The organism is Naumannella cuiyingiana (assembly GCF_013408305.1).
GTDB classification, from domain to species: Bacteria; Actinomycetota; Actinomycetes; order Propionibacteriales; family Propionibacteriaceae; genus Naumannella; species Naumannella cuiyingiana.
In genome coordinates, this window is the sequence record NZ_JACBZS010000001.1 from 685,335 (window position 1) to 709,478 (window position 24,144).

The following is a 24,144-nucleotide window of genomic DNA, read 5'->3' on the forward strand; positions in this document are numbered from 1 at the left end:
GTTCGTTGACTAGCATGTACTCATGCTTAAGTCGTGGGTACGCCGATGAGCGTGGATGTCCGTCGCCTGCTGCTGCTCGCCGATGTCGCCGAACACGGCTCGCTGACCGGCGCGGCCGCGGCGCTGGGCTACACCACCTCGGCGATCTCGCAACAACTCCGGCGGCTGGAGTCCGAGGCCGGCCAGCCGTTGCTGGAACGGCTGCCGCGCGGCATCCGGCTGACCGAGGCCGGGGCCGCGCTGGCCACGCGCGCGGGCGCGATCCGGCGGCAGTTGCGGGCCGCCGAGTCCGATCTGGCCGAGCACTCCGGGCTGCGCGCGGGCAGCCTGCGGATCGGCTCGTTCCCGACCGCCAGCGCGTCGCTGCTCCCGCTCGTGGTGACCCGCTTCCACCAGCGCTGGCCCGACATCGACCTGACCGTGCACAGCGCGCTGCTCGCGCCGCTGATCGATCTGCTGCACAGCGGGGAGGTCGAGCTCGCGCTGTTGTGGGACTACCCGTGGAACCGGCTGCGCGATCCGGGCCTGACCTCGGTCCACCTGCTCGACGACCCGCCGGTGCTGGTCGTCCCGGCGGCCAGCGACCTGCCCCGGGAGCGGCCGGTGACGATGGCCGACCTGGCGGATCGGCGCTGGGTCGTGCGGTCGGAGACCCACCCCGCGAGCGACCTGCTGCTGCGCAGTTGCGTGCGGGCGGGCTATGAGCCGCGGATCACCTACCGCGCCCAGGACTACCAGGAGATCCAGGCGATGGTGGCCGCGGGGCTGGGCATCGCCCTGGCGCCGCGGCTCGGGCTGACCAACCTGCGCGACGACGTCCGCCTGGTCAGCATCGCCGCCGACGACGACGTGCCGCACCGCCGGATCCTGCTCAGCCGGGTCCGCGACCGCCCCGCCCGGCCGGCGGCGGCCGCCATCGAGCGGGCCTTCGCCGAGGTGGCCGATTCACTCAGCGTGTCCCGGCTCGGTCGCCACCAGCTCGGCTCCGTCCGCGACGGCGCCGACCCGCGGCACGCCCCGCCCGAGCCGGAGGACCCCGACGACCCGGGCGGCGAAGCGTTCAGGAACGCTTAACCCAGGACCACCAGCGCGTCACGGTGCACAACGGTCCGCTCGTACTCGGGACCGAACTCGGCGCCCAGCTCGCGGGTGGAGCGCCCGATCAGCGACGGCAGCTCCGAGGCGTCGAAGCCGGCCAGACCGCGGGCAACCACCTGCCCCGACGGGCCGCGCAGGTTGACCGGATCGCCGGCGCTGAAGGCCCCCTCGACCCGGGTCACCCCGGCGGGCAACAGCGAGGCCTTGCGTTCGACCACGGCCCGCACGGCCCCGGCGTCGAGCCACAGATCGCCGCTGGTGCTGGAGGCATGGGCCAGCCAGAGCAATCGGGCGGGGCGGCGCTTGCCGGTCGGATGGAAGATCGTGCCGACCGGCTCCCCGGCCAGCGCGCGCCGGCAGTTCGCGGCCACCGTCAGCACCACCGGGATGCCGGCCGAAGTGGCGATCGCCGCGGCGTCGACCTTGGTGATCATGCCGCCGGTGCCGACAGCCGACCCGGTCGCCGAGATGTTGATCTTGTCGATATCGGTACGCGAGTGCACCTGCGGCACCGGGACGGCGCCCGGCGTCCCCGGCTTGTCCGTCCACAACCCGTCGACATCGCTGAGCAGGACCAGCGCGTCGGCATGGACCAGATGGGCGACGAGCGCGGCCAGCCGGTCGTTGTCGCCGAACCGGATCTCGCTGGTCGCGACCGTGTCGTTCTCGTTCACGACGGGCAGGACACCGAGCTCCAGCAGCTTGGCGAAGGTCCGGTGCGCATTGCGATAGTGGCTGCGCCGGGTGACATCGTCCACGGTCAGCAGCACCTGGCCCGTGGTGATCTCGTGCGCGGCGAACCGGCTGGCGTACTGCTCCACCAGCAGGCCCTGCCCCACGGCGGCCGCGGCCTGCTGCAGCGGCAGATCCCGCGGCCGGCGGGTCAGGCCGAGCGGGACCAGCCCCGCGGCGATCGCCCCCGAGGACACCAGGACGACCTCGGCACCGGCGCGGTGCCGGGCGGCCAGCGCGTCGACCAGGCCGGCCAGCCGGTCGGGGTCGAGCGCGCCGCCGTCGCTGGTCAGCGAGGAGGAGCCGACCTTGATCACCACCCGCCGCGCATCGCGCAGCGCCGCCCGATCAGTCATCGGTCGGGTCCCGGCGGGGCTGTTGATCATCGTCGCGCGCATCCTCACCGACATCGGTGCGCCAGGTCCCGTCGGCCTTGCGGCGGTGGTACTCGCGGTCCAGCTCGCGCCGCCGGGCGACCGCCGGACGGTCCTCGACCAGTCGGTCGTCCTCGCCGCGCCGGGACAAGATCTCCGCGCCGATGTCGACCTGGGGGCGGAAGTCGAAGACCACGGCCCCGTCGCCGGTACGCGGGTCGCCCCCGATCGCCACCGCATCACCGGCGGCCGCGCCGAGTTCGAGCAGCTTGTCCTCCACGCCGAGCCGGTTCAGCCGGTCGGCGAGATAGCCGACGGCCTCGGGATTGCCGAAATCGGTCTGGCGTACCCAGCGCTCGGGCTTGTCGCCGCGGACCCGCCACAGGTGTCCGCCCTCGCCGTCGCCCTGGCGCTTGATGGCGAACTCCTCGCCGGCAGCCGGCGCGGGGCGCAGCACGATCCGGGCGGGCTCGGGGGCCGGGGTGGCCGCGCGGCGGCGGCGTACCACCTCGGCCATGGCGTGACTGAGCTCCGTCAGGCCCTCGCCGGTCTTGGTGGAGATCTCGAAGACCGGCCAGCCGAACTGCTCGACATCGGCGGCGACGATGTCGGCGATGTCGCGTCCGTCGGGCACGTCCACCTTGTTCAGCGCGACCAACCGCGGGCGATCCTCCAGACCGCCGTGGCGGGCCAGCTCGTTCTCGATGATCTTGAGGTCGCCGACCGGGTCGCGTCCCGGCTCGTAGGTGGCGGTGTCGACGACGTGGACCAGGGCGGCGCAGCGCTCGACGTGGCGCAGGAAGTCGTGGCCGAGGCCGCGGCCCTCGCTGGCGCCCTCGATCAGGCCGGGCACATCGGCGACGGTGTAGGTGAGGTCGCCCGCGACGACGACACCGAGATTCGGCACCAGGGTGGTGAACGGGTAGTCCGCGATCTTGGGCCGTGCGCGGGACAGCGCGGCGACCAGCGAGGACTTGCCGGCGCTCGGGAAGCCGACCAGTCCGACATCGGCGACGACCTTCAGCTCCAGGGTGACGGTACGCTCCTCGCCCGGCTCGCCGAGCAGCGCGAAGCCCGGCGCCTTGCGCGAGGCCGAGGCGAGCGCGGCATTGCCCAGGCCGCCCCGGCCGCCGCGGGCGACGACGAGCTCGGCGCCGGCCCCGGTCAGGTCGGCGAGCTGTTCGCCGGTGTCGGCGTCCGTGACCAGGGTGCCGTCGGGCACCGCCAGCACGATGTCCTCGCCGCGGGCGCCGTTGCGGTTGTCGCCCTCGCCGGGCTGGCCGTTGCGGGCCCGGCGCTGGGACTGGCGGTGATAGTCGACCAGGGTGGACAGGTTCGGGTCGACGCGCAGGATGATCGAGCCGCCGTCGCCGCCGTTTCCGCCGTCGGGACCGCCGAGGGGCTTGAACTTCTCCCGATGCACCGACGCCGTGCCATTGCCCCCACGACCGGCCGCGACGTGCAGCCTGACCCGGTCCACGAAGCTCGGAATCGCCATCAGTGCCTACCTTTCCGGCCAATCGGCCGATGCTGCTCGCCGGGATCGGGACCCCCGTGGTTCTCCAGCACCCAGCGGTCCATCCCGGAGCGGCCGAAGACGATCCGGCCGCGGGCGGGCCGCAGCACCGTACCGCGCTTGACCAGGGCATCGACGGCCCAGGCGATCTGTGAGCTGGACTCCTTGCCGACGGCCCGGGCCAGCTCGGCGACGCTCGCCTCGCCGCCGGCATCCGCCAGCGCGATCAGGATCCGGCGCCCCTCGGCGGGTGCGGCCTCCCAGGCCCCCTCGTAGTAGGCCTCGAGCTGCGGCGCGGCGGCCTCGATGCCAGCCCGGACGGCGGCCAGCGTGAGCTCGTCGTCGACCCGGTGCGCCCACACCTCGGCGCCCAGCTCCTGGATGAAGGCGGGGTAGCCGCCAGACACCTCGACCGCGGCGTCCAGGGCCTCCCGGGTCCAGGCGCCTCCCGCCTCGCGGACCGGGAGTAGGAAGGCGTCCCGGGTGGCCTCGGCGTCGAGGTAGCCGAGATTGATCCGGCGATAGACGCGCTCGGCGTGGCTGGAGGACTTGCCGACCAGCCGGGCGGTGTCGCCCGGCAGGCCGGCGAAGCAGATGATCAACCCGGGCTTGTCGGCATCGCGCTCGCCGAGCAGGGAGACCAGTTCGGACAGGTTGACCAGGCTGGCGTGATCGGCGTACTGGGTCTCGTCGATCAGCAGCGCGAGCCCGATGCCGCCACGTCGGCGCACCGTGTCGGTGGCGGTGAGCAGCCGGGTCATGAACGCGGTGTCGATCAGCGTGTCGTCGTCGTTCAGCTCGCGCTCGAGCTCGATCCCGCCGATCGGGGTGGTGATGGCGGCCCGGGTCAGCCGGCCGTGCTCGGCGGCGAAGTCGGCGCGCTCGAGCGCGGCATCCACCGCGGCGTCGACCCGGTCCATCAGCGATTCCCGGCCGGAGGCCTGGCAGCGCACCCGGATCGCGAGGCAGCCCTCGACCAGCGCCGCCTCCGCGAACTCCTTGAGCAGCGAGGTCTTCCCGACCCCGCGGACGCCGGAGATGATCAGGTGTCTCGCCTGGGTGTGGCCGAACGCCGCGAAGTCGGTGAGCACGCGCCGCCACTGCCGCAGCTCGGCCTCGCGGCCCTCGAGCCGATACGGGCTGGTCCCGGCGCCGGGGAAGAACGGACCGTCCATGCGCATCAGCGTACCTAACAAAACGAAAACCGGCCGAAATTAGGTTTGTTAGGCGACCGCCGGTCCACGCCGGAACAGCGGCGAGGGCCCGCCCCCAACTGGGACGGGCCCTCGCCGATCGGCCGGGAGGCGTCGCGTCACTGCGCGGCGGCGGTCTCCTCGACCAGGATGTTCACGACGCGGCGGCCGCGGCGGGTGCCGAACTCGACCCGCCCCTCGACCAGCGCGAACAGGGTGTCGTCGCCACCGCGGCCGACGCCGTCGCCCGGGTGGAAGTGGGTACCGCGCTGCCGGACGATGATCTCGCCGGCGTTGACCAACTGGCCGCCGAAGCGCTTCACGCCGAGCCGCTGGGAGTTGGAATCGCGACCGTTCCGCGTCGAGGACGCGCCCTTCTTGTGTGCCATCTGTCTCGCCTCAGCTCTCGATGCCGGTGATCTTGACCTGGCTGTAGCGCTGGCGGTGTCCCTGGCGCTTGCGGTAGCCGGTCTTGTTCTTGTACTTCATGATCCGGATCTTCGGACCCTTGGTCTCGCCCAGCACCTCGGCCTTGACGCTGGCCTTGCCCAGCGTCGCCGCATCGGCGGTGATCGAGTCGCCGTCGACCAGCAGCAACGGCTGCAGCTCGACCGACGAGCCGACCTCGTCGGTGACCTTGTCGATCTCGACGACATCGCCCACGGCGACCTTGTGCTGGCGGCCGCCACTACGCACGATCGCGTACACGCCTGACCCTCTTTCCTCGTCTGCTTCTGGTGTGGGTGCCGCTTGCCGACCGGCCGGGCACTCCCGAGGCGCTGCGAAGATTCGCCTCCGCACACCGACGGTCAAGCGTACGCGGGGGCCTCGCGGCGGTCAAACCGGGGCGTGGCCGACACCAGCAGGGCGCCGCCGATCAGCATCGGTACGCCGTAGCGCACCACCTCGCCCGCGCCGACACTCGGCAGCATCGCGACGAGATAGACCGCGAACAGCCCCGCGGCGGCCTTGCCCACCCAGCGGCGCTGCCAGCCGACGATCAGCGCCACACCCAGCACGGCCTCGGCGATCGTCGCGGCGATCGCGGCCACCGTGACCGCCGGCGCGGGGAGGCCCGGCAACAGGCCGGCCGTGTAGGCCACGAAGGCGGGCCAGTTCCCCCAGGAGACACCGGGCGAGCCGGCGGGCCCGAACAGGCCGAAGCGATCGGCCACCGCGCCGAGCAGGGAGACCGCCAACAACACCGCGACCACGATGCCGAGCACCCGCGGGATGCGGCCCAGGCGCTCGGCCACGCGCGGCAGCGTCGCGATGCCGAGCAGTCCGATCGCCACCAGCACGGTGCCGGTGATCCAGCCCGGCCACACCGCGAACGCGAATCCTCCGACGAGCTGGCACGCCAGTCCGCCGAAGACCCACAGCCAGCCGCCCACCCGGCGCGCCCCGTCCATCCAGCTCATCGCGACCCCATCCGCCCCGACCGGGGCTGTGATTCAGTAAGGTTCCTGACCAAATGCTAGAACGGGGATCGGATATGGTCAAGACCCTTACTAATTCATCCGGCGAGCGCCCGGCACCGCTGGGCTCCCTGCTGGCGGCCGCGGGGCGCCGGCTCTCGGCGGAGCTGGACGCTGCGCTGCGCGCGGCCGGCTTCGCCGACGTCCGAGCGGCGCATGCGCCGCTGTTCCTGGCCATCGACACCGAAGGGACGAGCGTGACGGCGCTCGCCGAGCGGACCCGGATGACCAAGCAGGCGGTCGGCGAGTTGATCCGCCAGCTCAGCGATCGGGGCTATCTGGCGGTCGGTACCGACGAGGCCGACCGTCGGGTCCGGCGGGTACGCCTGACCCCGCGCGGGGAGGAGGTGCTGAGCGCCGGCCTGGGCGTGGTTGCCGATTTCGACGCCTGGCTGGCCGAGCGGATCGGCAACGAGCGGGTGGCCGATCTGCGCCGGACGCTGACGATGATCGCCGAAACCGCCCCGGACGAGCGGTCCGATCAGCCCATCGTCGCGCCGAAGAGCCGCCCCAGCAGATAGGTTGCCCCGGCCGCGCCGAAACCGATCGCGAGCTGCCGCAGCGCGCGCTTGCCCGGCGAGGCGCCCGACATGATCCCGACCAGCGCGCCGGAGAGCAGCAGCGCCACCCCGACCAGCGCCAGCGAGACCGCGATCGCGGGCAGGCCGACCATGCCGAACAGGAACGGCAGCACCGGGATCAGCGCGCCACCGCCGAAGAACAGGAAGCTCGAGATGGCCGCCGACCAGGCGCTGCCGACCGCCTCGTCGGGATCGACCCCGGCGTCGGCGGAGGTGTCGATCCCGCCCAGCAGTCCGGCGGACCGGCTCTCGCGATCGCTGATCAGCGCGCCGGCCCGCGCCTCCGCCTCGTCGGGGGTGAGCCCCCGGGCCCGAAACACCAGGGCGAGCTCGTTGGTGTTCAGATCGAGATCGTCGATCACATCCACCGATCGGTGGTCGGGGCGCGAGGCGCCGAGCAGCTCGCGCTGGGAGCGTACCGAGACGTACTCCCCCGCCCCCATCGACAGCGCACCCGAGAGCAGGCCGGCAATGCCGGTCGCCAACACGATCGCCGGCTCCTGGGTGACCGCGCCGATGCCGGTGACGAGCGCCAGATTGGAGACCAGGCCGTCGTTGGCGCCGAAGACCGCGGCCCGGAACGAGCCGGCGAGCTGGCGGCGGCCGCGGGCCGCGAGGCCGCGCACCACCTCGCCGTGGATCTGTTCGTCCGCGGCCATCTGCTCGGTCGCGTGCGCGTCGGCGGCATACGGCGAGCGCGCCTCGGCGCGCTGCATCAGCGCGAGCGCGAACACCGAACCGAAGCGCCGCGCCAGCGTGCCGAGCAGGCGCACATCGAGCGAGGGTCGCGGGGCCGGCTCGGCCCGCTCCCCCAGCAGGTCCACCCAGTGCTGTTCGTGTCGGCGCTCGGCCTCGGCGAGGGCGAGCAGGATCTCGCGGTCCTCGCCGGTGCGGCGGCGGGCCAGCTCGGCATAGACCTGGCGCTCGGCGCGCTCGTCGGCAAGGTAGCCGCGCCAGCGACGGATGTCTCGCGCGTCGGGGGCGGTTGATGGCGGCATGGGAGTCCTATTTCGTCGTTTACGCAACTGACGCATCGAAGGATACAAGAGAGCGCCGCGCCCCGAGGGACGCGGCGCTCTCGCGATCAGCCGTCGGACTGCTGGGGCCCCGGGGATTCCGTGGCGCCGGACCCGGCCGCATCGTTGCCGGCCGGGTCGCTCGCGCCCTTGCCCGAGTCGTTCTTGCCCGAGTCGTTCTTGCCCGAGTCGTTCTTGCCCGAGTCGTTCTTGCCCGAGTCGCTCTTGCCCGAGTCGCTCTTGCCCGAATCGTCACCGGCCTTGTCGCGGTTCTTCCGGCCCTTGGCCGAGGAGCGGTCCTTCCCGCCGCGCCGGCCGCCGCGGCCCTTGCGCTCGCCGCCGTCGGAGGGCGCCTGGGTCTCGACGGGCATGTCGTGGATCTCGTAGCCGCGGCCCGAGCAGCACTCGCAGGTCTCGGTGAAGGCCTCGGCCAGCCCGGTCCCGATCTTCTTCCGCGTCATCTGCACCAGGCCGAGGCTGGTCACCTCGGCGACCTGGTGGCGGGTGCGGTCGCGGCCGAGGCACTCGACGAGGCGCCGCAGCAGCAGCTCGCGGTTGCTCGGCAGCACCATGTCGATGAAGTCGATCACGATGATGCCGCCGATGTCGCGCAGACGCAGTTGCCGGACGATCTCCTCGGCGGCCTCCAGGTTGTTGGAGGTGACCGTGGCCTCGAGGTTGCCGCCACTGCCGGTGAACTTGCCCGTGTTCACGTCGATCACGGTCATCGCCTCGGTGCGGTCGATGATCAACGAACCGCCCGAGGGCAGGAAGACCTTGCGTTCCAGCGCCTTGGCGATCTGCTCGTCCACCCGGCTGGCGGCGAAGATGTCGCCCTGCTCGCGGTCCCAGCGCTTGATCCGGTCGGCCAGGTGCGGCGCGACGTGGCCGACATAGGCAGTGACCGTCTCGTAGGCATCGTTGGTCGAGTCGTTGCCGTCGATGGTCAGCTCGGAGAAGTCCTCGGTGAACAGGTCGCGGACGATGCGTACCGTCAGATCGGGCTCGCCGTAGAGCAGCTTCGGGGCGCCGGAGCCGGACTTCACCTGCTTGTTGATCGCCTCCCACTGCGCCTTCAGCCGCGTCACGTCACGGACCAGCTCGTCCTCGGTGGCGCCCTCGGCGGCGGTACGCACGATCACCGATGCGTCGTCGTCGACCAGCTCGGCCAGGATCTCCTTGAGCCGCTTGCGCTCGTTGTCCGGCAGCTTGCGGGAGATGCCCGACAGGTGACCGCCCGGCGCGTAGACGATGTAGCGCCCGGGCAGCGAGACGTGGCCCGTGAGCCGCGCGCCCTTCGCGCCGACCGGGTCCTTGGTGACCTGGACCAGCACGGTCTGGCCGGACTTCAGCACGTTCTCGACCTTGCGGGCATCGCCCTCGACACCGAAGGCGTTCCAGTCGATCTCACCGGCGTACAGCACGGCGTTGCGGCCGCGGCCGATGTCGATGAACGCGGCCTCCATCGACGGCAGGACGTTCTGGACCCGGCCGAGATAGACATTGCCGATCAGGGAGGCGGCGCTGGCCCGATCGACATAGTGCTCGACGAGTACGCCGTCCTCGAGCACGCCGATCTGGGCGAGCTCGTCGTTCTGCCGGATCACCATCTTCCGGTCGACGGACTCCCGGCGGGCCAGGAACTCGGCCTCGCTGAGGATCGGGGCGCGGCGCCGGCCGGCCGAGCGGCCCTCCCGGCGGCGCTGCCGCTTGGCCTCCATCCGGGTCGAGCCGTCGATCCCGGTGACCTCGTCGCTGGCCTTGCCGCGCCGGCCGTCGCGTACCTTGACGACCACATCGCTCGGGTCGTCATCGGCGCTGGAGGCGTCCTCCCCGCGCCGGCGACGCCGGCGGCGGCGACGGCGACCCGAGGACTGACCCTCGTCCTCGTCGTCGGCATCGTCGTCGGACTTCGCGCCGGAATCGCCCTTGCCGTCCTTGGCCGACTCGCCCGCCTTGTCCTCGCCTTCGCCACTCTCGGCGTCGTCGGAGCCGGCGGACTGCTGGTCGTCGGACTCGTCGGAATCATCGCCGCCACGTCGGCGGCGGCGACCGCCGCGCCGGCGGCGCCGGCGGCGCGGGCGCCCGTCGCCGGACTCGTCCGAATCGTCGTTGTCGGAGTCGTCGTTGTCGGAGTCGTCGTTGTCGGAGTCGTCGTTGTCGTCGTCGGGCTCGTCGGCATCCCCATCGGATTCGCCGACACGATCGCTCTCCGGGCGGGCGGGCGCGGCCACGACCTGCGGCGGCGCGAACGGGTCCAGCAGCACGCGGTTCAGCCGGGTAGATCCGCCGCCGGCCGGCTGCACGTCCTCGGCCTCGTCGGCGCCGGTGGCGACCGCCTCGCCAGGCTCCTCGACGGCCTCGGCGGCGGGCTGTTGCTCGGCCGGGGCCGCGGTGATCTCGGTCGGTCCGACGCTCGCGTCGCTGGCAGGCTCGTCGACGATTTCGGCATCGACGGGCGTCTGATCGGTCAGCTCGGCCTCGGCCGGGATCGGGCCGTCGCCGACCACCTCGGGGGTGGCCTGTTCGGGGGTGGCCTGTTCGGGGGTGGACTGTTCCGCCGTGGGAGAGTTCTCCGGGACGGCTACCGGCGGACCCGCGGGCCTGCTGGCGGCCCGGCGGCGACGGCGCTGGGGGCGCGCGTCCTCCCCGGAGCCGTTGTCGGAATTGTTCGTCGGCTCGTCGAGCATCGGGGCTCCTTCATCCGGCGGCGCATGCGCACGCCGGGGTTGGCTGCCGGCCGTGGCCGGACAGAAAGATCTCGGCGGTCAGCGGCCGGGTACGCCCCCGCGGTCGAGCCACCCGGGTGGGCGGCGTCGCGGTGGGGCCACGGTCGCGAGCTGTCACCTCGCGGCCGGTACCCGTGACCGGGTTGACCAGGTGGGACCGGTCGGTCCCGAACCTCGGCCAGTATCCCACAAGTTCCACCGGCTCCCGAAACTCCGGCGCCGGCCGCGCGCCGCGGAGGCGCTCGACGGCCCAGTTGTCCGGACTACATAGATTCACCGCATGAGGCGCATCCCACCGCGTCGCCGCGCAGTACACGGTCGCGCCGCCCGGGCGGTCGCCGCGGTCGCTCTGACCGTCGCGGCCCTGACCGTGGCCGGGTGCACCGCCCCGCGCGAAACCGGCCCGCGCGAAACCAACCCGCGCGAAACCGGCCCGCGCGAAACCAACCCGGGCGCGTCCGCGCCGCTTTCCCCGGCGCCGGCCGGGACGCCGAGCACCGCGCCCCGCGTACCCCTCGTCCTGGCCGCCCACGCGACCCGCCCCGTGCTCGACATCGACGCGGCTGCCGCGCAGGCCCTGCTGGCCGGTGGCGCCGACGACTGGGCCGACCTGGGCCTGCCGCGCGGGCGCCTGCGGGTGACCTCCGCGCTGCCGGACCGGGCGGCGCCACCGGGCGCCGCGGAGGCGGCCACACCGGCCGAGGCCCTCGACCGGGTTCGCGCCGACCCCGACACGCTGGCCCTGGTGCCCGCCGACGCGGTCGACCCGACCGTACGGGTGCTGACGGTCGGCGGCGCCCATCCGCTCGCCGATCCGACCCGCTATCCGTTGACCACGTCCGGCCGACCGCCGCAATCGGTCGCGACCGTGACGATCGTCGGCGACATCATGCTCGGCCGGCGGGTGGGTGACTCGCTCGCCGCGGGCGAGGACCCGACCGCCGTCTTCGCCCCGCTGGCCGACCGACTGTCTGGGGCCGATCTCACGGTCGGGACGTTCGAGGCGGCACTGTCCGATGACGGCCCACCCTACCAGGGCGCCGATTCCTTCCACGCCGACCCCGAGATCGCACTCGCCGGGTTGGACAGGGCAGGCTTCGACGCGGTGAGCCTGGCCAACAACCACGTCGGCGACTTCGGCACCGGCGCGCTGGTGACCACCTTCGACATCTTCGACGAGGCGGGAATCGGGCGGTTCGGCGCCGGGCGCGATGTCGCCGCCGCGCGGGCACCACTGATCATGGAAGCCCAGGGGCAGCGGATCGCGTTCATCGGCACGGAGTCGATCGAGGGCGTCGCCGCCACCGAGGACTCCCCCGGCGTCAACCGGCTGTCGATGCCGCCGCGTACCGGTCCGCTGAACCGGGCCGAGCGGGAGGCGACGTTGCAGGTGATCCGGGAGGCAGCCGCCGACGCGGACGTGGTGATCGTGATGCCGCACTGGGGCACGCAATACACCCACGAGGTGGAGGACTCCCAGCGCGAGACCGCCCGGGCCTTCGCCGATGCCGGCGCGGATCTGGTGATCGGTGGGCACCCACACTGGGTGCAGGGCTGGGAGCAACTCGATGACACGACGGTCGCGTACTCGCTGGGCAATTTCATCTTCGACATGTCGATGAACGACCAGGTACGCCAGGGCGTGTTCGTGGAGATCACGAGCTGGGACGGCACGGTCGTCGCGGTGGATCCGGTCGCCCACCAGATCGGCGACGACCACGCCCCGCGGCTGGCCGACGACCGGGCGCGCGCGGAGATCCTCGGCGATCTGGCCTCGACCAGCTCCGGCCCGTTCGCCGACCCGGACGCCTGACCGTGGCCCGTCAGTGCCGGTCGGCGAGCCAGGCCCAGACGATCTCGCCGACCCGGCGAAGCTGGGCCTCGTCGACGACATCGGGGGTGTCGCGCCGGGAGTGGTAGCCGGCGTAGTCGACGCTGCCGAAGCGGGCCGCGGGCAGGCCCGCCTTCTCGAACGACCAGTGATCCGAGGTACGCCCTTCGCAGCCGCGGGCGGCGATGTCGAGGCCGGCGGCGACATCGAGCAGTTCGTCGCGCAGGTCGCTGCCGACCGGGCCGCCGGTGCAGATCGGTACCTCGTCCGCGGGCACGCCGACCCGGTCCAGGGCGATCATCGCCACCATCCGATCACCCTGACTGCCGAGGTCGGCCACATAGCGCTGCGAGCCGTAGTGATGATCATCGTCGCCCCGCCCGCGGGGTTCCTCGGCACCGAAGGCGATGAACCGCACCTGCTGCAGATCCTGGCTCGCCGCGAGCCGCGCCAGCTCCAGCAGCACGGCCACCCCCGACGCGTTGTCCTCCGCGCCCGGCGAGACGGCGATGGTGTCGAGATGCGCGCCGATGGTCACGTAGTCGCGGTCCGGGTCGAAGGTCGCCGGCTGGGCAATCACGTTGCTGGAGGTGCCGGCCGCGACCGGCGTACCCCACGAGTCGCCGGCCGGGACGTCGAACTCGGGACGATCGACGTCGTAGCCGAGTTGCAGCAGCCGTCGCGACACCTCATCGGCGGCCCGGGCGAAGGACTCATCGGTCGCCAGCCGCGGGCCGATGTCGCCCGCCAGCCATTCCACGTCGGCCAGCGCCGCATCGGCGGAGAACTCCGGCGCCGGGGTCGGGCTGGGGGTCGGGGTCGGCCGGGACGCGCCCGGCGCGCCGGGGGCAGGTGTCCCGGGTGGGGTGGGCGGTGCGCCGGGCGCCGGATCGCCGGCGGTGCAGCCGAGCAGCAGCCAGCCGCCGAGCGCGGCAGCGACGACGGCGGCGCGGCAGCGGGTGTTCCGGGTCGCGGTCATGACATCGACTGTAGGCAGCGCTGCCTAGAGTGAGGCCGTGACGAGAGGGGGCGGGCCGCGGGTCGGGGCCGGCCTGCTGGCCCTGGTTGCCCTGCTCTCGCTCGCCGCGAATCTGCGCGTCGCCGCGGTGGCGGTCAGCCCCGAGCTCAGCCCCATCCGTGCCGATCTCGCCATGACGGGCGTCGTGGCCGGCCTGCTCACCTCGCTGCCGGTGATCTGCTTCGCGATCTTCGGGATCCTCGCCCCGGCTCTCAGTGGGCTGGTCGGCCTGCACCGGGCGGTCGCGCTGGGCCTGCTCGCCGTGGTGGCCGGACAGGCGGGCCGGGTGTTCGCCCAGGACCAGGTGACGTTCCTGGCGTTGTCCGCGCTCGCGCTGGCCGGGATGGCGCTCGGCAATGTGTTGTTGCCCGCGCTGGTCAAGCTGCATTTCCCGGACCGGGTGGGTCAGGTGACGGCGTGGTACACGACGACGCTGATGATCGGGATGACGCTGGCCAGCGTCGGCACCGCGCCGCTCGCGGACGCCGTCGGCGGCTGGCGCCCCGCGCTGGCGGTCTGGGCCGTGCTGGCCGCGATCTGTCTGGCGCCGTGGCTGGGGCTGCTCGGCCATGACGCCCGGATCGGCCCCGCCGAGCGGCGGGTCGGGCTGGGCGAGATCGCGCGCACCCCGACCGCGTGGATCCTGACGGCCTTCTTCGCGCTGCAGGCGATGCAGGCCTATGCCCTGTTCGGTTGGCTGCCGACGATCTTCGTCGATGCGGGCCTGGACCGCGTCACTGCCGGGGCCCTGCTAGCCGTCGTCGCCGGCATCGGCGTACCGCTCGCGCTGGTCTTCAGCTACTGGACGGCGCGGCACCCGAGCCCCTACGGGCTGATCGGCGTGACGATCGGCTTCGCGGTGATCGGCGACCTGGGGCTGTTGCTGGCTCCCACGGCGGCGCCCGTGCTGTGGGCGATCATCCTCGGCATCGGCAACTCCAGCTTCCCGATCTATCTGGCGATGATCGGGCACCGCGCCCGCACGACGGCCGGGCTGCGGTCGCTCTCGGCGTTCACCCAGAGCACCGGGTACGCCTTCGGCCTGCTCGGCCCGATGGCGGTCGGTGTCCTGCGCGATGCCACCGGCGGGTGGACCTGGCCGCTGGCGCTGATGATGGCGATCTCGGTCCTGATGGCCTTCTTCGCCCTGCTCGCCGCGCGGCCGCGGGTGATCGAGGACGAGCTGCCGGCGGCCGGCAGCGCTCAGCCGGTCGTCGACCGTGCCCAGTGCGCGGCCGCCGAGTCCGAACGTCCGGCGCCGTAGATCCGCAGCAGTTCCGCGATCGCGGGGAACTCCGCGTCCAGTCGGTCGGCGGCGGACAGGAAGTCCCCGGCGGCCGCCACGCCGCGGAACATGCCCTGGGTCTGCCGGGCGAGCGCCCCGGGGTCGTCCGACGAGGCGGCGGTCGAGAGCTCGGTGGTGGCCCAACTGTCGCTCGATGCCTCGATTCCGGCCAGCCGGTCGGCGAGCTCTCCCGCCCCGACGCGGCCCGCGGTCGCATCGGCGGCCAGCGCCCGCAACTGACCCAGCCGGGCATGCGCGACCGGGTTGCCGATCTTCACGCGGCGGCCCGCTACGAGGTGGGAAAGCATCGGGGCCGACAGCCCGAGGACCGCGGCGATCCGGGCCTGGTTCAGGCCCAGCGCGCGGCCGATCTCGGCGATGATCTCCGCGAGCGGCTGGCCGTAGAGTGCGGCCTGGCTCGCGCGGTGGCTGGCTGTCGGGTCGTCGGGCACCACGCCAGCCTAGGACAGGCGATGACGGATGGAAACGAAATGCTTGACACTGGTTCCGAACGTAGTCAATACTTTCCGTTCGTAAACACCTGGGAAAGGGGAACCATGCGTATCCGACATCTCATCGCCCTCGCAGCGAGTCTGGGGCTGATGCTCACCTGGCTCGTCGCCGGGCCCGCCGCGCTGAGCCGGGCCGATGTCCCCGACGGCCGACTGCTGATGGTGCTCGACTCGTCCGGGTCGATGAACGAACCCGCCGGCGACGACCGCAGCAAGATCGACGCCGCCAAGACCGCGCTGACCTCGGTCGCCGACTCGCTGCCCGCCGACGCGCAGGTGGGCATGCGCGTCTACGGCGCCACAGTGTTCTCCGCCGACGACCCCGGCGCCTGTGAGGACTCCCAGCTCGTCGTTCCGATCGGAACCGGCAACGCCGCCGCGCTGAAGGCCGAGATCGCGAAGTACAAGCCGTTCGGCGAGACTCCGATGGCCTATGCCCTGGAACAGGCCGCCAAGGATCTCGGCGGTGAGGGCCGGCGCTCGATCCTGCTGGTCTCCGACGGCGAGGAGACCTGCGCACCGGACCCGTGCAAGGTGGCCCAGCAGATCGCCGATCGGGGCATCGACCTGCGGATCGACGTCGTCGGCTTCCAGGTCTCCGGGCAGGCCCGCGAACAGCTCGAATGCATCGCCGACAAGGGCCGGGGCGGCTACTACGACGCCGCCGACACCGAACAGCTCACCCAGTCGCTGAACGAGGCGAAGGACCAGGCGCTGAACCCGTTCGAGGTCACCGGCACGCCGGTGGAGGGTACGCCGGACTCGGCCGCGGCGCCGCCGCTGACCACGGGCCGCTGGGTGGACAAGCTGGGCGCGCCGGGTCAGGCCAGGCATTACCGGCTGACCCGCACGGTGGAGGGCTCGTCCTTCTGGGTCGGCGCCAGCATGCAGCCGCCGTCCAGCTCAGACGCCCAGGTCTCGCTGCGCCTGTCCCCGCTCGGCCAGCCCAGCCTGAGCTGCGGCGACGACATCGCCAGCCGGATCACCGCAAGCTTCTCCCGGACCCTGCTGACCGGGGTCGCGAACTCGTGGCTGCCGCCGGACTCGACGAAGACCGACTGCCTGACCGGCGATCTGGTCCTCAGCGTCACCCCGGCGGAGGCCTACGATCCGCTGGAGGGCCAACCGATCCAGATCAACGTCGTCGAGGAACCGCCGCTGGCCGCGGATGCTGCGATCCCGCAGCCGCCGGCCGACCCGACCTGGCAGCCGGTTCCCCTGGGCCAGCCGATCGACCGGCAGGGCGAGTTCAGCTTCGACACGGCACCGCTGATCGACCCGGGCACCTATCGGTTCACGATCAGCCCCGGCGATGTGCAACTCTTCCGCGTCCCGGCGGGCTGGGGGCAGCGCATCCAGGCGACCGTACTGATGCCGCCCGCGACCGGCGACGGATACGGGTCGTCGTTCAAGCTCCGGGTGCTGTCGCCGCTGGGCGGAGACGCCTCGGTCGATGCCGCCGAATCGCCCAACTCGAGCTCCGACAGCACCTCGACGGGCACGGAGTCCGCGGCGTCGGTGTCGACCTATCCGATCGCCTACCGCAACCGGGAGCTGCCCACCGAGGCCCGGACGAGCGCGGCCCTGCCGGGCGAGTATCTGATCGCGGTCACCTACGACGAGGGCGACGGTGAGACCATGACGGCGACCCTGCAGGCGGACGTGATCGGCGACGACGCCCAGGTCCCGGACTATCAGGGCGACCCGCCGGACGTCCGCGGCCCCGGGAACGATCGCGGCCTGCTGGGCGGGCGGCCCTGGCCGTTGATCATCGGTCTGGCCGGCGGCGCGGCGGCTCTGGTCGCGATCGGCGGCGGCGCGCTGTGGCTGTTGCGGCGCGGCTGAGCGCGTCACGACAGCACGCCCGCCGCCCGGGGATCACCCGAGCAGGATCACGAGGATCGCCACCACCAGCGCGATGGCGCCGAGAAAGGCGCCGGCGGTGAGAACGATCAGCGCCGTCTTCCGAGCGCCCCGTCCGGAGTTCCGGGCGGGGCGCTGCGCGCGGGCCGGGGCGGCGATCCGACGGCCGGTGCCGGGATCCACCGGCGTCGGGGTCGGCGGGGAATCGATCAGCGTGCGCCGCGGCAGGGCGGCGAGCTGATCGAACACCTCGGGCGGATCGGGTTCGGCCAGCCACGGCGTACCCCCGGTGAGCAGGCCGGTACGCCGCAGCTCGGCGCGGGCGTCGGCCGCCGACGACGGCCGGCGCCGCGGATCGGGATCGGTGAGCCGGGCGAGGAACGGCCACAGCGGCGACGGCCAGTTCTCGGGCAGGCCGCGCGACGGCTGGCCGGTGATCATCCGCTTGCCGACGACGCCGGCCGCGTGGAGATCGTGCCGTGGTTCCGGCTCGGCGCCGCGGGCCTGTTCCGGCGCCATGTAGCCGAGCGTGCCGATGCTCATCGAGGTGTGGGTCAGGCGCGGCTCGTCCATGATCACCGAGACGCCGAAGTCGGAGACCCGCAGCCGGGGCATCCCGGTCCCGGTGGCATCCAGCAGCAGGTTGGCCGGCTTGATGTCGCGGTGCACGACCCCGTGGGCGTGGATCGCCTCCAGCGCGGCGAGCAGTTGGTCGAGCAGGACCGCGGCATAGGCGTCGGGCAGGGCACCGTGATCGCCGAGCAGCGTCTCCAGCGAGCCGCCGGCGACGAGGTCCATGGCCAGCACGACCCGGTCGTCGTCGGCCGCCCACCCGGTCGGTGCGAGCACGTGCGGGTGATCGATCCGCAGGGCCTGTTCGCGGACGAAGCGCAGCACCATCGCCGCATCGGAGTGGGTCAGTTGCTTGGCGGCGATCCAGCGCCCGCTCTTGCGGTCGAAGGCACGCCAGACCCGACCCATGCCGCCGTCACCGATCCGGTCGTACAGCTCGAAGCGCCCCGCGACAAGCTCCATCTCAGCCCCGACCGGCCACTGCCGCGGGCGCGGACTCGCGACGCAGGCCGCGGCGGCTCGCCCACCACACCAGCACGACCGACAAGACCACCAGCACGACCACATTGGGCACCAGCTCGACCGGATTGACCGTGCCGGCGCCGCGTTCGAACAGCGAGCCGCCCTCCCCGGCGTAGAAGGCGACGATCAGCGAGACGAGATTGTTGACCACGTGCAACGCGATGGCCACGCCGAGGCCGCCGGTCAGCCAGGTCGCGATGCTCATGATCATCCCGAAGCAGAAGTAGTAGACGTTCAGCCAGACGTCGCCCGCCCCGTGCAGGGTCATGAAGACCATGGAGCAGAGCACCCAGGCGAGAATCATGCCGACCCAGCGGTGCGGGATCCACGACGCGATGGCCCGGGGCAGGAATCCGCGGAAGGCGTACTCCTCCCCCGCCGCCTGCAGTGGTGTGGTGAGCAGCGTGAAGGCCAGATAGAGCCCGAAATCGGGATCATTGCCGAACGGCGGGAACGGCTCCAGCAGGCCGAGCACGACATACATCAGCAGATAGCCGACCAGGGCCGCCCCGAAACAGCGGGCCAGCCAACCCCAGCGCAGCTTGCCGTCGACCGAGGCCAGCCAGCCCGGCCGCTGTCCGAAGAAGATCAACTGGGCAAGGATCGCGATACCGATCAGCGCGGCGAGCCCGAGGTTGTTGGCGACGAAGGTCGCCGGCGTCACCTCGAGCTCGGCGGGGCTCAAGGCGTCGAAGTCGGTTCGGCCCGTCGCGATGTCCACCCCGAAGCCGATCGCGCCGAAGACCAGCGACGCCACGAAACCGAGCCCGACGAAGAAGACGATGCCGACCAGCGGGCGCCACCAGCGCAGCGCCGGCGTCCGATAGAACCGGTAGTAGTTCCGCGGCTCGACGGGCAGCATCGGCGGCCGCCCCGGATGGGCCATCGGCACCGGGTGGTGCGGTGCGCCCGGCGGGTACGCCACGGGCGGGCCCGGCTGCGCACCCGGGTGATGGGCGCCGGGCGGGACGGCCGCCGGCGGGAAGCCCCCGGGACCCGGAGCCGGGGGAAAGCCGCCAGGTGGCACGGCGAAGCCGGCCGCTGGCGGCGGGAAGCCGTCGGGTGGCGCAGCGGCGTCGCCGGGCACGGCGCCCGGCGGCCGGTCCCCGGGCGGGGGTGCCGTCATCGGGCCGGCACCTCGCCTGGGAACCAGAGGGCGATCTCGCGCTCGGCGGATTCTGGTGAGTCGGAGCCGTGGACCAGATTCTCCCGGTTGGACAGGGCGAGATCGCCGCGGATGGTGCCCGGCGCCGCCACCCGGGCGTCGGTCGCGCCGTTCAGCAGGCGTACCACCTCGATGGCCGAATCGCCGGACAGGATCATCGCGATCGACGGCCCGGAGGTGACGAAGGCCCGCAGCGGCGGGTAGAAATCCCGCTCGACGTGCTCGGCGTAGTGGGCGTCGGCCAGTTCGGCATCGACGTGGCGCAGCTCCAGCGCCTCGATCGCGAGGCCCTTCGCCTCGTAACGGTGCAGGATCTCACCGACCAGCCCACGCCGCACGGCATCGGGCTTGATCAGGACGAAGGTGCGCTGAGTCATGCCGCAACCCTAATGGTGAGGCTCAGTCGGTGTCCCGGGCGCGCGCCTCCAGCCGGCGCCCGAGCACGATGCCGAGCACCCACAGCCCGCCGAAGACCAGCGCCATGATCCAGATCGCCGGATTCACGAAGCCGAGCGCGACGGCGCCGAGCTGGACCAGCCAGCCCAGCAGATAGCCGAAGCTGCCCCGCCGCAGCGTCGCCGCCGCGAGCAGGGCCAGCAGCGCCAGCCCGCCGCCGAGCAGCACCGCCAGCCACAGCGGGCGTTGCGAGATCTGGTAGATCACGAAGATCGACAGGCCGAAGACGATCACCTCGAAGGCGAGCACCGACAACAGCACCGACTGCATGGGGTTGCCCGGCTGCAGTCTCATCGGGCCGTCATCCTCATGCGGCCATCATCGCACCGGCCTGCCAGACTGTCCGCATGGCCCAGTCGACGCCGACCCACCCATCCCTGCCCGCACATCTGCGTCTGGCGACCACGCCGGAGGCCCGGCCGGAGGCGGTGATCACCGGGCCCCACTGGCGGATCACGATGCTCAGTTCCCGCCTGGTCCGCCTGGAATGGTCGCCCGACGACGAGTTCGAGGACCGCGCGACCCAGCTCGTGATCAACCGCGATCTCGAGGTGCCCGCGTTCTCCGTCGAGCGGGACGGCGACGGGGTGTTGATCACCACCGAGCATCTGCGACTGAGCTACGACGGCCAGGAGTTCTCCCCGACCGGGCTGCGGATCGAGCTGCTCGGGGGGATCTCCAACTACCACTCGGTGTGGCGGCCGGGCGTACCCCCCGATCCGTGGGAGGGCGAGGACTCGAACCCGGGCGGCACCGCGCGCACCCTCGACGGGGTCGACGGGCGGATCGCGCTCGACCCGGGGCTGATCAACCATCACGGGTACGCCGAGGTCGACGACTCGGCCACCCTCGCCCTCACCGATCGCGGCTGGGTCGAGCCGCGTCGGCCCGGCAATCGCGATCTCTACGTCTTCGCCCACGGCCACGACTACGCCGCCGCCGTGCGCGAGTTCACCCAGATCGCCGGGCCGCAGCCGATGCTCCCGCGCTATGCGTTCGGCAACTGGTGGAGCCGCTACCACCGCTACACCGACGAGGAGTACCGCGAGCTGATCGAGCGGTTCGCCGCCGAGGACCTGCCGTTCAGCGTCGCGGTGATCGACATGGACTGGCACTGGACCGAGCCCGACCCGCGCTTCGGCTCGGGCTGGACGGGATACTCCTGGAACACCGAGCTGTTCCCCGATCCGCCGCAATTCCTTGCCTGGCTGCACGAACAGGGGCTGCGGGTGACGCTGAACGTGCACCCGGCCGACGGCATCCGCGCCTTCGAGGACCGCTACCCCGAGACCGCCCGCGCCCGCGGGATCGACCCGGCCAGCGAACGACCGGTGCTGTTCGACATCGCCGACCCGACCTTCGTGCCGCCCTATCTCGATCTTGTGCACCACCCCCTGGAGGACGAGGGCGTCGACTTCTGGTGGCTGGACTGGCAGTCCGGCCCGTACTCGACGATGGCGGGGCTGGATCCGCTGTGGATGCTGAACCACGTGCACTACCTGGACTCCGGCCGGAACGGCGCCCGGCCGCTGACCTTCTCCCGGTACGCCGGGCTCGGCTCGCACCGCTACCCGATCGGCTTCTCCGGCGACACGGTGATCAGTTGGGAATCCCTGGACTTCCAGCCGGAGTTCACCGCATCCGCGGCCAATGTCGGCTACGGCTGGTGGAGCCACGATGTCGGCGGCCACACGTGGGGCGTGCGCGACGACGAGCTCGCGACCCGGTGGGTGCAGCTCGGCTGCTTCTCCCCGATCAATCGCCTGCACAGCACGAACTCGGCCTTCGCCTCCAAGGAACCATGGCGCTTCGACGCCATCGCCGAGGCGACGATGGGCGAGTTCCTCCGGCTGCGGCACCGGCTGGTGCCCTACCTCTACACGATGAACGAGCGTGCCCACCGCCTCGGTGAGCCGCTGGTGCGCCCGATCTACTGGTCGGACCCGGCCCGCACCGAGCCGTACCGGCATCCGAATGCCGCCCACTTCGGCACCGAGTTGATCATCGCACCGATCACCCGTCCCGCGGACCGACGGACCCGGCTGGGCCGCTCGACCGCCTGGCTGCCCGAGGGCGAGTGGATCGACATCTTCACCACCCAGCGCTACACCGGCGGCCGGGTGGCCGCCTTCCACCGCCCCCTGGCGGGCTACCCGGTGCTGGCCCGGGCCGGTGCGATCGTGCCGCTGACCGGCGAGGGCGAATACGGCATCGAGAACCCGGGGTCGCTGGAGATCCTGGTCTTCGCCGGCGCCGACGGCGAGTTCGAGCTGTACGAGGACGACGACGCGGCCGAGCCCCGTGCCGTGCGGACGCGGATCGCCTACGACGACGGGACGGGCGTGGTGACCGTGCATCGGGCGGTCGGCGACCGGTCGGTGCTGCCCGCCGAGCGCGATCTGGTGATCAGGCTGATCGGCGTGGACCGGCCGCGGGCGCGCAAGCCTGCGTGGGACGAGGCGACGCGGACCGCGACCGTCGAGCTGCCCGCCACCCCGGTCGGGCGTACCGTCCGCGCGTCGTTCGGTACGCCGCGGATCGCACCCCCGCGCCACGACGAGATGATCATGGAGTTGTTGCAGACCTCCCAGGTCGAGATGCTGACCAAGCAGGCGCTGCAGCAGTTGCTGGTCGATCACGACCAGCCGCTGGACCGACTCGCGGCGCTGGAGGCGCTGGAGCTGGACCCGGCGTTGTTCGGCGCGCTGACCGAGATCCTGACCAGCCGCTGATCAGTCCTCGTCGTCGACCAGTTCGGCGTCGACGATCTCGATCTCGTCGTCGTCGGAATCGTCGACGACGGGCTCGTCGGCTTCCTCGGCGACCAGCAGTGTGCGCGCCTCGCCGACGGCGATCACCGAACCGGTGACCAGCACCCCGGACCCGGTGAGCTCGTCGCCGCCGGTGCCGGACTCGGCGAGCGCGACGGCCTGCTCGATGGCCCGGTCCAGGCGCGGCTGCACGCTGACCCGATTGGCGCCGAAGATGCCTTCGGCAAGCTCGCCCAGCTCGGCGGCCGGCAGGCCGCGGTCGGTGGAGGCGACCTGGCTGACGACCACCTCGTTCAGGATCGGCTCCAGGATCCGCAACATGGCCTCGGCGTCCTTGTCGCGCATCACCGCGAGCACGCCGATCAGCGGATCGAAGTGGTACGCCTCACGCATCCCCTCGACCAGCGCAGCCGCGCCGTGCGGGTTGTGGGCGGCGTCGAGCACCACCGCGGGCGCGCTGCGGGCCAGCTCGAGCCGACCCGGCGCGCGCACATCGCCGAACCCGTCGGTGATCACCTGGGCGTCGAGATCCTTGCCGCCGAGGAAGACCTCGACCGCGGCCAGCGCGAGCGCGGCATTGGCCGCCTGGTGGGCTCCGAATAGCGGCAGGAACACGTCCCCGACGGTGCCCTGCGGCTCGTTCAGCCGCAGCAACTGCCCGCCGACCGCGGGCTGGCGCTCCAGCACGCCGAAGTCGACACCCTCGCGCAGGGCGGGTGCGCCGACCTCCGCGCACCGCTCCAGCAGCACCTTCGCCACGTCGACGCTCTGACCGGCCAGCACCGCGGTCGAGCCGGGCTTGATGATCCCCGCCTTCTCCTGCGCGATCTTGGCCGGGGTGTCGCCGAGCAGGTGGGCGTGATCGACGTCGATCGGCGTGACCACGGCGACCTGGGCGTCGGCGACGCTGGTGGCGTCCCAGGTGCCGCCGAGGCCGACCTCGAGGATCACCACGTCCACCGGCGCATCGGCGAACGCCGCGAAGGCCATCGCGGTGATCACCTCGAAGAAGGTCATCTGCGGTACGCCGTCCAGGCGTTGCTCGTCCACCATCGCCACATAGGGCTCGATGTCGGCCCAGATCTCGGCGAACCGCTCCTCGCTGATCGGCCGCCCGTCGATGCTGATCCGTTCGGTCACGTCGCGCAGGTGCGGGCTGGAGAAGCGGCCCGTGCGCAGGCCGGTCGACCGCAGCAGCGCGTCGATCATGATCGCGGTCGAGCCCTTGCCGTTGGTGCCGGTGATGGTGATCACCGGGGCGGCGTTCTGGGGGTCGCCGAGCAGCTCGCAGAGGGCGCGGATGCGGGACAGGCTGGGGGCGACCCGGTGCTCGGGCCAGCGGGCGGTCAGCGCGGCGGTGAGTTCGGCATGGCTCATGGTGGGCAACTGTAGGCGGAGCGTCGGGTGTTCGGCCTCGTCCACTCACCGGGA

General features: G+C 72.2%; 21 protein-coding genes. 6 read left to right on the forward strand and 15 right to left on the reverse strand.

The window, feature by feature from the left end; genetic code table 11:
- Nucleotides 1–45: 45 nt before the first annotated feature.
- The gene (locus GGQ54_RS03065) at nt 46–1,074 is read left to right on the forward strand and encodes a LysR family transcriptional regulator (RefSeq protein ID WP_179444047.1); all 1,029 of its coding nucleotides are present in this window, start codon (nt 46–48) and stop codon (nt 1,072–1,074) included.
- Here GGQ54_RS03065 and proB read toward each other — a convergent pair.
- The 6 genes from proB to GGQ54_RS03095 form a co-directional block, all read right to left on the reverse strand.
- Nucleotides 1,071–2,216 carry a glutamate 5-kinase gene (gene proB, locus GGQ54_RS03070; protein WP_425487393.1) on the reverse strand — a complete coding sequence of 382 codons (1,146 nt, stop codon included), beginning with the start codon at nt 2,214–2,216 and terminating at the stop codon, nt 1,071–1,073. The two genes, GGQ54_RS03065 and proB, sit on opposite strands and share 4 nt — an antisense overlap.
- Nucleotides 2,179–3,702 (reverse strand): GTPase ObgE, encoded by a 1,524-nt coding sequence (gene obgE / locus GGQ54_RS03075; RefSeq protein ID WP_179444048.1) that lies wholly within the window; start codon nt 3,700–3,702, stop codon nt 2,179–2,181. Before obgE ends, proB begins: the two co-directional genes overlap by 38 nt.
- Nucleotides 3,702–4,895: an ATP-binding protein gene (locus GGQ54_RS03080; protein WP_179444049.1), complete on the reverse strand. Its 1,194-nt coding sequence runs from the start codon at nt 4,893–4,895 to the stop codon at nt 3,702–3,704. Before GGQ54_RS03080 ends, obgE begins: the two co-directional genes overlap by 1 nt.
- Before the next feature lie 137 nt (nt 4,896–5,032).
- Complete coding sequence (rpmA, locus tag GGQ54_RS03085; RefSeq protein ID WP_179444050.1) at nt 5,033–5,302, reverse strand: 50S ribosomal protein L27; 270 nt, start codon at nt 5,300–5,302, stop codon at nt 5,033–5,035.
- A gap of 10 nt (nt 5,303–5,312) precedes the next feature.
- On the reverse strand, nt 5,313–5,621 hold the full coding sequence (gene rplU / locus GGQ54_RS03090) for a 50S ribosomal protein L21 (protein ID WP_179444051.1): 309 nt from the start codon (nt 5,619–5,621) through the stop codon (nt 5,313–5,315).
- Nucleotides 5,622–5,722: 101 nt separating this feature from the next.
- Nucleotides 5,723–6,334, reverse strand: coding sequence for a hypothetical protein (locus GGQ54_RS03095; protein ID WP_179444052.1), 612 nt, complete (start codon nt 6,332–6,334; stop codon nt 5,723–5,725).
- 74 nt (nt 6,335–6,408) lie between these two features.
- Between GGQ54_RS03095 and GGQ54_RS03100 the strand changes: the two genes are divergently transcribed.
- The gene (locus GGQ54_RS03100; RefSeq protein ID WP_179444053.1) at nt 6,409–6,912 is read left to right on the forward strand and encodes a MarR family winged helix-turn-helix transcriptional regulator; all 504 of its coding nucleotides are present in this window, start codon (nt 6,409–6,411) and stop codon (nt 6,910–6,912) included.
- Here GGQ54_RS03100 and GGQ54_RS03105 read toward each other — a convergent pair.
- Together GGQ54_RS03105 and GGQ54_RS03110 are read right to left on the reverse strand one after the other, a co-directional pair.
- Nucleotides 6,873–7,970 (reverse strand): VIT1/CCC1 transporter family protein, encoded by a 1,098-nt coding sequence (locus GGQ54_RS03105; RefSeq protein WP_179444054.1) that lies wholly within the window; start codon nt 7,968–7,970, stop codon nt 6,873–6,875. The two genes, GGQ54_RS03100 and GGQ54_RS03105, sit on opposite strands and share 40 nt — an antisense overlap.
- A gap of 86 nt (nt 7,971–8,056) precedes the next feature.
- The gene (locus GGQ54_RS03110; RefSeq protein WP_179444055.1) at nt 8,057–10,678 is read right to left on the reverse strand and encodes an Rne/Rng family ribonuclease; all 2,622 of its coding nucleotides are present in this window, start codon (nt 10,676–10,678) and stop codon (nt 8,057–8,059) included.
- A gap of 319 nt (nt 10,679–10,997) precedes the next feature.
- Between GGQ54_RS03110 and GGQ54_RS03115 the strand changes: the two genes are divergently transcribed.
- Nucleotides 10,998–12,530 (forward strand): CapA family protein, encoded by a 1,533-nt coding sequence (locus GGQ54_RS03115; RefSeq protein WP_179444056.1) that lies wholly within the window; start codon nt 10,998–11,000, stop codon nt 12,528–12,530.
- 10 nt (nt 12,531–12,540) lie between these two features.
- On the opposite strand, the gene GGQ54_RS03120 is transcribed toward GGQ54_RS03115, so the two are convergent.
- Nucleotides 12,541–13,527, reverse strand: a complete 987-nt coding sequence (locus GGQ54_RS03120; RefSeq protein ID WP_218843663.1) for a M28 family metallopeptidase — start codon at nt 13,525–13,527, stop codon at nt 12,541–12,543.
- Between the two features lie 37 nt (nt 13,528–13,564).
- Between GGQ54_RS03120 and GGQ54_RS03125 the strand changes: the two genes are divergently transcribed.
- Entirely contained in the window at nt 13,565–14,830 is a 1,266-nt protein-coding gene (locus GGQ54_RS03125) for an MFS transporter (RefSeq protein WP_179444057.1), read from the forward strand.
- Here the strand turns inward: GGQ54_RS03125 and GGQ54_RS03130 are convergent.
- Complete coding sequence (locus GGQ54_RS03130; RefSeq protein WP_218843664.1) at nt 14,770–15,303, reverse strand: DNA-binding protein; 534 nt, start codon at nt 15,301–15,303, stop codon at nt 14,770–14,772. The genes GGQ54_RS03125 and GGQ54_RS03130 overlap by 61 nt on opposite strands.
- A 105-nt stretch (nt 15,304–15,408) precedes the next feature.
- On the opposite strand from GGQ54_RS03130, the gene GGQ54_RS03135 reads away from it, so the two are divergent.
- Nucleotides 15,409–17,208 (forward strand): vWA domain-containing protein, encoded by a 1,800-nt coding sequence (locus GGQ54_RS03135; protein WP_179444058.1) that lies wholly within the window; start codon nt 15,409–15,411, stop codon nt 17,206–17,208.
- Between the two features lie 33 nt (nt 17,209–17,241).
- On the opposite strand, the gene GGQ54_RS03140 is transcribed toward GGQ54_RS03135, so the two are convergent.
- The 4 genes from GGQ54_RS03140 to GGQ54_RS03155 are packed head-to-tail and all read right to left on the reverse strand — an operon-like array spanning nt 17,242 to nt 20,236.
- Nucleotides 17,242–18,261, reverse strand: a complete 1,020-nt coding sequence (locus GGQ54_RS03140; protein ID WP_179444059.1) for a serine/threonine-protein kinase — start codon at nt 18,259–18,261, stop codon at nt 17,242–17,244.
- A 1-nt stretch (nt 18,262) separates the two neighbouring features.
- Nucleotides 18,263–19,447, reverse strand: coding sequence for a CPBP family intramembrane glutamic endopeptidase (locus GGQ54_RS17280; protein ID WP_179444060.1), 1,185 nt, complete (start codon nt 19,445–19,447; stop codon nt 18,263–18,265).
- The gene (gene ndk / locus GGQ54_RS03150; RefSeq protein ID WP_179444061.1) at nt 19,444–19,863 is read right to left on the reverse strand and encodes a nucleoside-diphosphate kinase; all 420 of its coding nucleotides are present in this window, start codon (nt 19,861–19,863) and stop codon (nt 19,444–19,446) included. Before ndk ends, GGQ54_RS17280 begins: the two co-directional genes overlap by 4 nt.
- Before the next feature lie 22 nt (nt 19,864–19,885).
- Nucleotides 19,886–20,236 (reverse strand): DUF4233 domain-containing protein, encoded by a 351-nt coding sequence (locus GGQ54_RS03155; protein WP_179444062.1) that lies wholly within the window; start codon nt 20,234–20,236, stop codon nt 19,886–19,888.
- A gap of 53 nt (nt 20,237–20,289) precedes the next feature.
- Between GGQ54_RS03155 and GGQ54_RS03160 the strand changes: the two genes are divergently transcribed.
- Complete coding sequence (locus tag GGQ54_RS03160; RefSeq protein WP_179444063.1) at nt 20,290–22,674, forward strand: glycoside hydrolase family 31 protein; 2,385 nt, start codon at nt 20,290–20,292, stop codon at nt 22,672–22,674.
- On the opposite strand, the gene GGQ54_RS03165 is transcribed toward GGQ54_RS03160, so the two are convergent.
- Nucleotides 22,675–24,090: a bifunctional folylpolyglutamate synthase/dihydrofolate synthase gene (locus tag GGQ54_RS03165; RefSeq protein WP_179444064.1), complete on the reverse strand. Its 1,416-nt coding sequence runs from the start codon at nt 24,088–24,090 to the stop codon at nt 22,675–22,677.
- Nucleotides 24,091–24,144: the final 54 nt, after the last annotated feature.